Source organism: Actinopolymorpha sp. NPDC004070 (genome assembly GCF_040610475.1).
GTDB lineage: Bacteria > Actinomycetota > Actinomycetes > Propionibacteriales > Actinopolymorphaceae > Actinopolymorpha.
In genome coordinates this window covers 1-1,465 of the sequence record NZ_JBEXMJ010000033.1, presented here as the reverse complement: position 1 = coordinate 1,465, position 1,465 = coordinate 1, and the positions used below count along the sequence as shown (strand labels likewise).

Sequence of the window (1,465 nt, the reverse complement as noted above, 5' to 3'; positions counted from 1 at the left end):
ATGTGGATGCTTCTATGATTGTCAAGCGGCCTGTTCGGTCGTTCTTGCAGCTTGAGCGTTGGCTTGGAGTAGGCGGTAGATCTCGCGCGCTATTGCGCGTTTGAGGCAGCGTTTGATCTCGCGTGGTGTCTTGCCCTCGGTGGTTCGCCGGCTGGCGTAGGCCTTGGTGGGGGCGTGGTGTTGCAGCCGGGACAGCGCGACGGTGTGCAGTGCCCGGTTCAGCTGCCGGTCGCCGCTGCGGTTGAGTCGATGCCGAATGGTTTGGCCGCTGCTGGCGGGGATGGGTGCGACACCGCCGAGTGCGGCGAACGCGGCCTCGTTGCGGATGCGGCCGTGGTGGGACCAGGACACCAGGAACTGTGCTGCGGTGATCGTGGCGATGCCGGGTCGGTCGAGGAGTTGGGGGCAGGCGGCGGCAACGAGTTCGTTGAGTTCGGTTTCGTGTTCGGCGGCCTCGGCTTGCAGGAACAGAGCTCGGCGAGCAACAGCACGAATCGCCCGCACGGTGGCTCGGTGCTCGACCGACTGTGAGGGCAGGGTGCGTAGTCGAGAGCACCGGTGTAGTTGCTGGTCGGTGGTTGCACCGCGAAGCTGGTCACGCAGTGACTCGGGTGCGTTGACGATCAGTGCTTTGAGCTGCCCGATCGCCTTCGTACGCGCGAGGACCGCTCCTTGGCGAGCGCTGATCAGCACGCGGAGCGCTTCACGATCTCCACGGGTTCGCGGCGCGGCCAGGTGCTCACGGGCGAGGGCTTCGCGGGCGGCCCGGACGGCGTCGAGGTCGTCGGTCTTGGCGCCGTTGCGCCGCGCGGGCCGGGCTGGACGATCGATCTCGACGACCCACTCGCCACGGTCGAGAAGATAGGTGGTCAGGCCGGAGCCGAAGCTGCCAGTGCCTTCGATCGCCCAGACACGCCGGCCGGACGCGTGCTGGTCAGCGAACGCGACGACCTGTTGATATCCCGACGTGTCGGTTGGGCATTGCCGATGGGCGACGACCGCGCCGGCGGCGGTGACCACGGCCGCGGTGTTGGTGTCGCGGTGTGTGTCCACACCAATGACGTACTCGACGCGTCCTGTCAGCATGGGCATGCGGTTCCTCCTTTGGGCGGAGCCAAATGGGTGTCGGCACCGGCCTGGATGCGGTCACCGCGCGGCAGGACTGTGATGAGGCACGACCAGCTCGGTCGGCCAGGCTTCTGATCAGGCCAGCGGTTCGGTGGGCCAGGCCGGTGCCGGCGATCACGACGACATATCCACATGAAGGCACGCCGATGGAACTGGCTGGCGGCCAGTGAGTGATTGGGTCAGTCGTGTTCACCGGCACCAACCTGGCAGCGATCACCAGGTGACCGCGGCAGACAGGCCGCAGGCCGGACTGCCTACTTACGAACCGGCCAGGCGCGACGACCGTCGCGCCGCCCGGTGGTGCCCATGGCTAGAGCAACCAACTGCGAGTCTCACA

Annotated in this window: 1 protein-coding gene; it reads right to left on the bottom strand. The window is 66.8% G+C overall.

Annotated elements, in window-relative coordinates; translation table 11 throughout:
• Nucleotides 1-21: 21 nt before the first annotated feature.
• A complete protein-coding gene (locus ABZV93_RS28795) occupies nt 22-1,092 on the bottom strand; it encodes an IS110 family transposase (protein WP_354942097.1) in 1,071 nt (356 codons plus the stop codon).
• Nucleotides 1,093-1,465: the final 373 nt, after the last annotated feature.

What these genes read in the sequence shown, in the direction of transcription:
- ABZV93_RS28795 (WP_354942097.1), bottom strand. Translation starts at nt 1,092, where the DNA reads ATGCCCATGCTGACAGGACGCGTCGAGTACGTCATTGGTGTGGACACA.